The organism is Caballeronia sp. M23-90, from assembly GCF_053574605.1.
This window is the reverse complement of record NZ_JBSIPA010000968.1, coordinates 1-502: the sequence shown is the minus strand read 5'-3', so window position 1 is coordinate 502 and position 502 is coordinate 1. Positions and strand designations below refer to the sequence as shown.

Sequence of the window (502 nt, the reverse complement as noted above, 5' to 3'; positions counted from 1 at the left end):
ATAGCAAAGGCCCCGCGTCGCTGCGCTCCGTTTGTTCGCGATGACGTGGAATTCCTGTTCGCTTTGCCTTGGAATCACGATTCACTTTGCCGTGGAATGGCCATTCACTTTGCGTGGAATACGCAGTTATGCTGATTACCCGGCACAGTTCACTGGTTTCAACCAGATTGCAACGATCGGAGCGTTTTTCTTTGGGCTCGCTCAGGTCTATTTTCTCTTCGCTGTGGCGCTGCCTTGCTACGCACGTTCAAAGGATTTGTCAGATGCTTCTGACAAGCCCTGGGACGGAGCTGAGGGGCTCGAATGGACGGTGCCAAGCCCAGCCCCGTTCCATACATTTGAACATCCGCCGGAAGTTGTTTGAAAAGCCACGTTGGCATTGTCAAGTTACCGACAGTGAGATGACACGACGGCAGGTGTGACGACTATCAGAAAGCGGCCGACGGATTTTCGGTGAGTTCGGCGAATTCTCGCCATGCAACGAACCGGGCGGCGAGTTGTT

The 502-nt window shown here is 53.8% G+C and carries 1 pseudogene; it reads left to right on the top strand.

Features of this window, described 5'->3' with window-relative positions:
- Positions 1-121: 121 nt before the first annotated feature.
- Positions 122-364, top strand: a pseudogene (locus ACRXB1_RS37350) (cytochrome c oxidase subunit I); the annotation flags it as partial.
- Positions 365-502: the final 138 nt, after the last annotated feature.